This window comes from Heliomarina sp., assembly GCF_052826185.1.
Map to the genome: position 1 here is coordinate 1 of NZ_JBRBUI010000028.1, position 8,872 is coordinate 8,872.

General features: G+C 58.4%; 10 protein-coding genes. 1 reads left to right on the forward strand and 9 read right to left on the reverse strand.

The annotated features are described in order from the left end of the window. On the forward strand, positions 1–196 hold a 196-nt coding region (locus tag ACU0FH_RS10635; RefSeq protein WP_446194592.1), incomplete at its 5' end, for an iron dependent repressor, metal binding and dimerization domain protein. Between the two features lie 237 nt (positions 197–433). Here the strand turns inward: ACU0FH_RS10635 and ACU0FH_RS10640 are convergent. The 9 genes from ACU0FH_RS10640 to ACU0FH_RS10680 are packed head-to-tail and all read right to left on the reverse strand — an operon-like array spanning position 434 to position 8,828. Next, positions 434–1,426 (reverse strand): cytochrome c oxidase assembly protein, encoded by a 993-nt coding sequence (locus ACU0FH_RS10640; RefSeq protein ID WP_067264385.1) that lies wholly within the window; start codon positions 1,424–1,426, stop codon positions 434–436. Then, positions 1,423–3,342: a penicillin acylase family protein gene (locus tag ACU0FH_RS10645; RefSeq protein WP_093744242.1), complete on the reverse strand. Its 1,920-nt coding sequence runs from the start codon at positions 3,340–3,342 to the stop codon at positions 1,423–1,425. The genes ACU0FH_RS10640 and ACU0FH_RS10645 overlap by 4 nt, the downstream gene beginning before the upstream one ends. Before the next feature lie 24 nt (positions 3,343–3,366). Beyond that, positions 3,367–3,534, reverse strand: a complete 168-nt coding sequence (locus tag ACU0FH_RS10650; protein WP_093744243.1) for a hypothetical protein — start codon at positions 3,532–3,534, stop codon at positions 3,367–3,369. Next, entirely contained in the window at positions 3,534–5,105 is a 1,572-nt protein-coding gene (gene lnt / locus ACU0FH_RS10655; RefSeq protein ID WP_446194593.1) for an apolipoprotein N-acyltransferase, read from the reverse strand. The genes ACU0FH_RS10650 and lnt overlap by 1 nt, the downstream gene beginning before the upstream one ends. After that, entirely contained in the window at positions 5,102–5,596 is a 495-nt protein-coding gene (gene lspA, locus ACU0FH_RS10660) for a signal peptidase II (RefSeq protein ID WP_082852052.1), read from the reverse strand. Before lspA ends, lnt begins: the two co-directional genes overlap by 4 nt. Then, positions 5,580–6,362, reverse strand: coding sequence for a ZIP family metal transporter (locus ACU0FH_RS10665; RefSeq protein WP_446194594.1), 783 nt, complete (start codon positions 6,360–6,362; stop codon positions 5,580–5,582). Before ACU0FH_RS10665 ends, lspA begins: the two co-directional genes overlap by 17 nt. A 22-nt stretch (positions 6,363–6,384) precedes the next feature. Continuing rightward, the gene (locus ACU0FH_RS10670; RefSeq protein ID WP_446194595.1) at positions 6,385–6,843 is read right to left on the reverse strand and encodes a DUF411 domain-containing protein; all 459 of its coding nucleotides are present in this window, start codon (positions 6,841–6,843) and stop codon (positions 6,385–6,387) included. Between the two features lie 3 nt (positions 6,844–6,846). Continuing rightward, on the reverse strand, positions 6,847–8,214 hold the full coding sequence (locus ACU0FH_RS10675; protein ID WP_136720529.1) for a M23 family metallopeptidase: 1,368 nt from the start codon (positions 8,212–8,214) through the stop codon (positions 6,847–6,849). Beyond that, positions 8,211–8,828 carry an SCO family protein gene (locus ACU0FH_RS10680; RefSeq protein WP_067264364.1) on the reverse strand — a complete coding sequence of 206 codons (618 nt, stop codon included), beginning with the start codon at positions 8,826–8,828 and terminating at the stop codon, positions 8,211–8,213. The genes ACU0FH_RS10675 and ACU0FH_RS10680 overlap by 4 nt, the downstream gene beginning before the upstream one ends. Positions 8,829–8,872: the final 44 nt, after the last annotated feature.

Consider the following 8,872-nt stretch of genomic DNA (forward strand, 5'->3'; position numbering starts at 1 on the left):
ATTTCTAACCGATGCGGGCCGAGAATTGGCCGAGGCCTGTCGCCGCCGTCATGGAGTCGTTGTCGCGTTTCTCCTCAGCCTGGGAATCGACGAAGAGACTGCAGAACGCGATGCGGAGGGGATCGAGCATCACGTCAGCACGACCACGCTGGAGGCCTTCGAACACGCCCTCCTGCAATCTCAGAGCGGCAAGTAGCGCAGCATCAAGTTCTCGCGAAATTCAGAAAAGCAAGACTCAGGAGGCGGCGGCGTCAGCAGTCAAAGGCTGGTGGGTCTGTTCTGATGGTCAACTTTAGTGCAGAAAATCGTTCGTGTCCTCTGAGCTTGGCCAGCCCGAGATAGTGTGCCCAAAATCTCTGACTGCGACGACGGTGCAGCGAAAATGTCGATCGCGGGAAAAGACGTGGGTACAACCTTTGATTTGCTCCTCTGTTCAAAGCGCATAGACAATAGTCACCACCGTCGTCATGACGATGAAGAACATGACCAAGGCGCCTATGGCGAGCGTCCGGCCCATGTCGCGGTTTGGCTTTGCCACTTTCAGACGCAATTCTTCGGCCGTTTCCGGAAACTCGAGCGCCGCGGAGTTCGAGCCTCGCACCAACTCGTATCGTGAATTCCAGCGACGCACCTCGGCCGCGTTCCACCCGTTCAAGACCAGAATGATCGCGGCGATCATCAGCATCGAGGACGGGACCCAGATCGTATAGCCACCCATGGTTTCGTCGGACAGGGGATCAAGCAACCCGGTTGCCGCCGTTTGGTAGGAGGCATAGAGGCTCACCTCTTTGAGTGTCGTCAGGGAACCCAGAAAAATGTTTGAAACGATCACCGCAAAACCAGAGATCAGCCTTGCGCCGCGCCTCGCGCCCTCAGGGGGATCTCTCGGGTCGAAGAGCATGCCGAAATACCAGATCCCTGCCAGAACCATCGCAAAATGGGCGAACATCTCGATCGCCGCGATGCGCTGCGCAAGTCCGTAAAGCAGTGGAATCTGCCAGATAAAGAGCGACGTGATGAGCGCGGCAGTGGCGGTTACCGGATGTGCCAAGAACCGCAATGCAATAGATTTTCCAAGAGCGCCGAGGTATCGACGCCACCGTCTGTTCAAACCGACTTGCAGGAATCGCCACGGCTGCGAGACCGCGATGAGCAGTGGTCCTGCAAGGCGGAGGAGAAGGTGCTCCACTTGATGCGCCGAAAAGAGGCTGTGCCCCAACGAAGCCAGAGGCGCATTCGTGGCCGCGAGAATGCAGGTCAAGCCAGCGAAGAACAGGGCTTGCCGCCAAATGGAAACCGTCCCGCGCAGCCGTGTGGATCGCGCGACGCCGCGCATGTAGATCCATGCGGCCAAGCTGACGGAAACAAGGGACACTGGCGAAATCGCGTATCCAAACGGGTCGAAAAGGAGGAAGTAGGCGATCATTGGCTCATGTCATCTTGTATTGTTGGCCTTTGGACAGATGCCGGTAAAAGTCGGGATGTTCCCACAGCGCCACCCCGGGCCAAGGACAGATCAGTGGACATCGCGAGGTATTTGCCCTGCATCCACATTGGAAACAGGTTTTCATAGAATCGTGAGAGCGGGTGGCCGGACTGACCGGCGGGCGCGATGAAATAGGAACCGGCTTCTTCCGAAAACGACATGACCGCCTGAAAATTGGTGCCCGCGCTGGTCGCGAAGGGGCGGTCATCGTCAGAAGCAAACAATGTTGCAATCAGCGTGTCGGGAGCGCCCGAAGATGGGGCTTCGAGAGACAGCAGATCGCTGATGATCCCGCTCGATCGGATTGGTGCCCACTTCATATTCGAAGCGTGTGCTTCGCCCCAGACCCAAGCGGACGGATCGGGTCCGTAGCGGTCGACAAGCCAGCCGATGGCATCATCCAAGGCCGCACGAACCTGATCCTGGCAGGTCTCGATGGGGGTGGACGGGCGGATGTCGCACCAGATTGCGCTCCCTCCGCGATCTGAAAGCACCGCAAATAGGACATCGGCATTTGGCCTGGCCCAGACCTTCGTCGCGGATGGAAATTCATCCTGAAGTATCCGTTTTTGCAACGCGCGCGCCCAGGCCCAGAACAAGAGCGGCTCCGGTGAAAAGCGATCCATGTCGCCATTCCATCGGGCAAGTTGATTCAGAATAACGCCGCGAAGCCTATCTGCGCGGTTCTCTTCGAGAGCACCTGTGGAACCCACGAACCAAAGCTCTTTTGCCATTATAGGAAGAAGCGCCCGCGCGGCAGCGCTGACCGTGTCGCGCTGCACCGCAATCGCGCCCTCGACCGAGAATATCGGCTGCCGCTCATCAAGAGCAGCCAGACGGGCGCCTCGAAACGATAAAGGAGTTTCGACCTCCCTGTCAGGCCAGCGAGCAAGGGTTTCTCGGTCGATCGCAAGAATCTCCAATCCGGCTGGTGCCAGGTTCATGCTTGCGTCCATAGCATCGTTCACATCGGCGGACCGCGCCAGACGGTCAAGCATCATCAGAAAACTGCCGGCCTTCGCAGCGGTGGGACTCACTGGCTCTTTCAGGGTTTTCAGTGACACAGATCGGAACGCCCAAGCGACGCGTTCGCTGCGACCGACGACAATGAAGGGCACACCCGGCATTGTAGCCCCAATCGCGGCTCCGGTCGGGAGTTGAATATCCGCCAGGTACCATTCAGAAGGCAGCGATAAGGGGCCACGTATATCGGCGGTGAGAATTGGTGCTCCCATAGCTGTTCTGTCTCCAGGCAACGCCCAAGCTTCGAGGCTGACCTTGGGCGAGGTCACAAACAGCTCGGGCAAAAAAGGTCGGTCTGACAAGCCGGACAGGTCACTCTGGCGACTCTCGGATTGAAGATCGTTCAGAAACGCTTGAGCAAGTCTGAGACTATCGACGGGTCTCCAGGCTGCGATCATTCTCTCATCCGCGATCAACAGATCGGGTGAGCCTCTGCCGCGCCCGCCTTCGGATACCAGACCAAGCCACGCGTTGACACCTGCGGCATATGCGTCGAGCGCCTGGGCTGTCGAAGGCTCGACTTCGAACGTCTGGTCAAGTGGCAACAAGGCTTGCGCTGCCCGCCTTGCCCGCAATAACTGGCCAAGCCTGTCCTGAGCGTGAACGAAACCAAGCGCGAAATAGGCGTCCGCAGCAGAGTCTGCAGAAATGTGCGGTATGGCCGCAGCATCTCGCAGAATATCGACTGGACCTTCGATTCCCGCAACTCTGAAGTCCTCGTCATAGTCGGGGACGGAGGCGCGCAAAAGAAAGTAGACGACACCGGATACGGCCAGTCCTGATGCAAAAACCGCCAGGAGCAAGTACAGTAATATGTTGAACAGTCGTCTCAATTCGTTGCCGGTACCAAAGTAATCTCAAGACGTGATGCGCAAGAGGATCACCGAGGCGAAAAAAGCGAGTAGGCCGAAAGCAATACTGAAGCTTGTCGCGTACTGAAGTATATCCAGGCGGTTCCCTTTCCGCCGTTGCGCCAGATAGCCACCCCAGAGCGCCCCTCCGACAAAGCCTGCGAGCACCAGCATCACGAGTCCTCCGATTTTGATTTTTCTGAATTGAAACGTCGTCCGGCCAATCCGACGGTAAAGGCTAGGGCCCAGACCGCACAGATGAGCGCCAGCAATGTCCAATCACCGAAACGAGCGTAAGGTGTGGGCGCAAGCGCTGTCGGCAGGCTGGCATCTATGACTCCAGTTTGTCCGGTCTCGAGGCGCGCGATGATCTCTCCCTTGGCGTCGATGACCGCGGAAATCCCGGTGTTGGCCGCCCGGATCACCGGAAGGCCCTCTTCGACCGCGCGCATGCGCGCGGTGGCAAGGTGCTGCTCGGGCCCGATGCTGGTTCCGAACCAGGCATCATTCGTGGCGTTGAAAATCCAGTCGGGGCGGAAAAGATCATCGACCACGTGGCCCGGAAAAATGATCTCGTAACAGATTGCCACCGCAACCAGAGGCGCGCCCGGAATTGCCAGCGTTCGTGGCCCTGGTCCCGGCGTGAAATCACCCAAACCTTCGGCCAGGCGCTCGATCGGCAGCCAACCTTTCAGGGGCACATATTCCCCGAACGGAACAAGATGATGTTTTGCATATCCCGTTAGAATTTCGCCGCTGCCGTCATAGGCCTGAACCGTGTTGAAATATCGGGTTCCCCCATCCCTCTCTACGCGGTCAGGCACACCTGTCAAAAGGATCCTACCGTCTGGCAAAACCGTGGATAACCGCCTGCGCGCCAAGGCGTCTTCGTCCAGAAAACCGGGAAAGGCCGTTTCCGGCCACAGCAGCAGGTCGAAGCGTCCGGGTTGCGCGGACAAGCCGAGGTATTTTTCCAGCGTGCGTTCGCGGCTGCCCGGCGCCCACTTCTCGACTTGCGGCACATTGCCTTGGACGATGCGCAAAGCAATGTCCGTTGGCGGCACGTTCTGATTTAGCCGAAGCACACCGCCCCCCCAAATTACCGTCACCGCGACGGCAAAGAGCGCCAAAACAGCTGCGCGGCTGTTTGGCGCGGCTGCGATGAACACACCTGGCAATATGCTGATAAATACCGTGACAAAGCCCAGACCGTAACTTCCGACCCATGCGGCGGGTTGGCGCAGGGGGGCATGTTCGACAAGGGCATAAGCAGCAAGGTTCCAGGGAAACCCCGTCAGGACATGACCACGCAGCCATTCCGCGGCAACCCAACACGTTGCAAGCAGAAGAGCTGCCGTAATCCCGCCGACAGCACGGCGCTGCATTATGGTGGCAAATAACATCGCCGCAATAGCTGGAAAAATGGCCAGTCCGGCGGCCAGTCCCGCGACTGCTGGGATCGCAAGGGCACCGAAACGTTCGGAATCGACGTAAAAGCTTTCGGCAATCCAGGAAATTCCAAACAGGAACTGGCCCATTCCAAAGATCCAGCCGATGACGAAGGCGCGCGCGGTGGAAACCTGCATGAGCACGAGAAAGAGTGCTGAGAAGGCGACTGGAACAGCGATGATCCATGAGAACGGTGGAAGGGTTAAAACCGTTAAACCGCCCGCCATAAAGCTAATCCCTGATCGCAGGGGAAAGCAACGGCTGCAGCCAGTCAATTGCAGCCAACCCGTCATCATGGGCCAGTCTGAAGTTTAGCGGCTAACCACGGTGCTAAGAGCAGCAGCCCCACGCCACCGACCACGAACACATCCGCCATGTTGAAGGCGGGCCAATGCGTGGAGCCGACGTAGAAATCGAGGAAGTCCGTCACACCCCAAAATCGAATGCGGTCGAGGACGTTGCCGAGCGCGCCACCGATGATCGCACCATAGGCGATAGCCTCAACCCGGTTGTCAGTGCGTACCAGCATGACGGTCAACCAGCCGCAGATGGCTAGGGCCAAGGTCGCAAGGCCCCACCATGGTGCTCCACCAAGCAGTCCGAATGTCACGCCATCGTTGCGCAAGTAAATAAGATTAAAACTGGGAAAGACCGGAATTCCGGCGCTCAAATCTGTCGCATTAGCGACGACGATTGCTTTTGTCACCTGATCAACAAGAAAAGCAGTTCCAGCCGCAATGAAGCCTTGGAAATGGGACTGTTTCATCTCATCACCCCAGCCATACATCTAGGAACAACATGATCACGAGGCCGACCGCGAGACCGAAAGTCGCCCTGTTTTGATGGTCGGATCGGTGGGTTTCGGGAATGATTTCGTGGCTGATTACGTAGAGCATCGCCCCGGCGGCGAAGGCGAGGCCCCATGGCAACAGGGGCTGCGAGATGCCGATGATGCCAGCGCCAAGAAGCCCGCCTACCGGCTCGACAAGACCTGTCAGGGCGGCAACCCCCCACGCACGGCGCCTGGAATACCCCTCACCAAGCAATGAGACCGCTACGGCGAGACCCTCGGGCGCGTTTTGCAGCCCGATGCCAATCGCGAGCGGCAAGCCACCAGAGAAACCATCAGCCCCAAACCCGACACCAACGGCAAGCCCTTCGGGAAAATTGTGGATCGTGATCGCTATGATGAAGAGCCAGACGCGGCGCAGAGATGCGGCGGCGGGCCCTTCTCGCCCCGTTTTGAAATGTTCATGCGGCAGTCGTTCATTCATCAGAGCGACCGCCCCCATGCCAAGCAAGATCGCAACACAAACGATGGCTGCCGGGAGAGCACCGTTGTCGAACTGTCTTTCGGCTGCGTCGAGAGCCGGAATGATCAACGAAAAGAATGAAGCAGCGAGCATGACACCCGCCGCGAAGCCAAGCAGCAAATCGCGCGTGGCACGGGAGGGGACGCGTCCAAAGAGAACGGGGGTCGCCCCGACCGCTGTCAGCGATCCGGCGGCAAGGCTTCCAAGAAAGCCGAGAGTTATTGGGGACAAGGGTTCCAAGCGCAGAGTTCCCGCCGATACGTCAGTCAGCGGCCAAATAGCTGCTAAAGATTTCGGTCGACCCATCGCCCTGGATCAAAAAGACATCGTAGCCCTCGCGATCATCTTCCGGTCCCATGCCCGGCGAGCCATAGGGCATACCCGGCACCGCCACCCCCACTGCATCTGGACGCTCATCCAACAAACGCTGGATGTCTGATGCCGGTACATGACCTTCGATCACGTAGCCGTCGACCAAAGCCGTATGGCAGGATACCATGCGCTGAGGCACGCCGGTGTCGAGTTTGAATCGCACAAGAGATCCCCCGAACATGTCCTCGCCTATCGGCGCGAATCCGCTTTCCTCAAGATGCTTCATCCAAGACAGACAACAGCCGCAGCCGTTTGTCTTCCGGACATCAATCTGGATCGCATCGGCGACAGCTTGCGCCGCGGAAAACAAGGCCAGCGTGACTGCAAGAGCGGGAGCCAGTCGTTTCATGGATTAAAGCCTTTCGGTTGTTGTCTGTACAAATTCGCTGGTGAGCCTCTCGGCCAGTAGCGAGCGAGCCTCAGCCAATCGCTCAAGTGCAGCCGGGCCAACCGCATCCCGGTCGGCCGCCTCTACCAGTCGGTCGTCTGAGAGAGGATCCGTCGGGCGACCATCGACCAGAACCTCATAATGCAGATTTGGGCCGGTCGCGGTGCCGGTAGCACCGACGCGACCGATCATGTCTCCGGCCATCACGCGCTGCCCTTGTTCGAGTGTGTCCGGCACCTCGCTGAGATGTGCGTATCGTGTCAGGGTGTCGGAACCATGCGATATCTCCACCACCCGGCCATATCCACCACGACGTCCGATGAAGCTCACGCGTCCAGGCGCCGTTGCTTTTACAGGCGTACCGCGGGCCGCAGCAAAGTCGACGCCGGTGTGCATGCGTACATTCCCATAGACCGGGTGCGTGCGACGGCCGAAGACGGAACTCAGCCGCGCTCCTTCCACCGGTTGGGCAAAGACACGCAGGACCTCTCCATCCACATAGATCGTCGCTTGACCGCTGCCGTCATCCGGCCAGACGATCTCATAGACCGATCCAGCAAGGTCCAATGCGGCAAAGGCAAGCTCGGGCTGGCCAATCCTTTTGTTTCCTTCTCGCGCCTCGCGCCAAAGGAGACGCATCCTCTCACCCCCGGAGAGTTCACGTCGAAAATCGATTGTGCCGCCCAGCATCTGTGCCAGATCGACCGCGAAGCGTGCAGGTATCTTTGCCTTGTCCAACGCTGCGGAGATCGAACTTTCAACCACCGCCTCGCTTGCGAAAATCACCACTTCAGGGTCTGGTTCCAATACGCGCGTAAGAAGTTCTTCACCAAAAACCGTTTCGATCCGCACTCCATCGTCAATGGCCAGTTCTACGCGCTTCGGATTGCCGTCCGCGTTTGAGATCACGGTGATCTCATGGCCTGGGCGCAATCGGCGCAGATCATATTCCACTCCAAGTGCGAGAGCGATCTCCGCACGGGCGGGTGCGGCAACGCCGGCGTTCGCTAAAACTGCATCCAACGTCTCACCCGACGCGATTTGACGCGTCCAAGTCACCAAGGGCGGTTCAATTTCTGGCAAGGCGGTTTCGGTGACGTCAGGCTGCAAGAGAGGGACGTTTAGGATTTTGCGCGCTCCGTCGACTTGTGTGGTTTTGGGAACTGTCATGACGCTATCAGCAAGTCGCGGTTCCAAAACTGCAGCAGGCGCCCATTGCGTTGCTTCGGCAATCGATTGGGGCACCGGTTCTTTGGACCACCACTCTAAGGTGGCGATGGCAGTCATCGAAAAGGCGCCAACCAGGGCCACCGAGGCAACTCTTATTCTCATGTTGTGATCTCTACATCTTCTGTCAACGCACGTCGGATCTTCGGTACTGCGAATTCTCTTGGCTCGTGGTGGTCAATCATGGTGACGAACTCACCGTTGGCGCCAAAAAGGAATATGCTTGCCGTATGGTTCATCGTGTAGTCACCTCCCTCGGTCGGGACGCGCTCATACGAAGCCCGAAACCCTTCTGTAGCGCGGGTAATCTGGTTTTCCGTTCCGGTCCAACCCCGAATGGCCGGATGAAAATAGCCGACATATTCGGCCATGGCCTCGACCGTGTCACGCGCCGGATCGACCGTGATGAAGACCACGTTCATCTGCGCGGCTTCGTCTCCGAGATCTTCAAGCCAGCCTGAGATATCCGATAACGTCGTGGGGCAGACATCCGGGCAGTAGGTGAACCCGAAGAACACCATGGTCGGCCGTCCGATCAGGGTTTCTGGGCCCACTTCATGGCCTTCGTGATCGGTCAGTCGGAAATCCATCACCGTTAGGGGGAGCGGCCTTTGGCCAGTAGGTTTCGGAGCGCCGGGACCATCCACGCGCCACCAGCCGATACCAAGCATCATAGCCAGAGCGCCTGCACCGTATTGGAACAATTGCCGACGCTGCATCAGCTTTCCGGCCCGCGCGCGGCGATCCCCAGAATTGGGACCTC

Coding starts and splice junctions, on each gene's coding strand:
- ACU0FH_RS10670 (WP_446194595.1), bottom strand. CDS start 6,843: ATGAAACGACTGGCTCCCGCTCTTGCAGTCACGCTGGCCTTGTTTTCC.
- lnt (WP_446194593.1), bottom strand. CDS start 5,105: ATGATGACGGGTTGGCTGCAATTGACTGGCTGCAGCCGTTGCTTTCCC.
- ACU0FH_RS10640 (WP_067264385.1), bottom strand. CDS start 1,426: ATGATCGCCTACTTCCTCCTTTTCGACCCGTTTGGATACGCGATTTCG.
- ACU0FH_RS10680 (WP_067264364.1), bottom strand. CDS start 8,828: ATGCAGCGTCGGCAATTGTTCCAATACGGTGCAGGCGCTCTGGCTATG.
- ACU0FH_RS10675 (WP_136720529.1), bottom strand. CDS start 8,214: ATGAGAATAAGAGTTGCCTCGGTGGCCCTGGTTGGCGCCTTTTCGATG.
- ACU0FH_RS10650 (WP_093744243.1), bottom strand. CDS start 3,534: ATGCTGGTGCTCGCAGGCTTTGTCGGAGGGGCGCTCTGGGGTGGCTAT.
- lspA (WP_082852052.1), bottom strand. CDS start 5,596: ATGTATGGCTGGGGTGATGAGATGAAACAGTCCCATTTCCAAGGCTTC.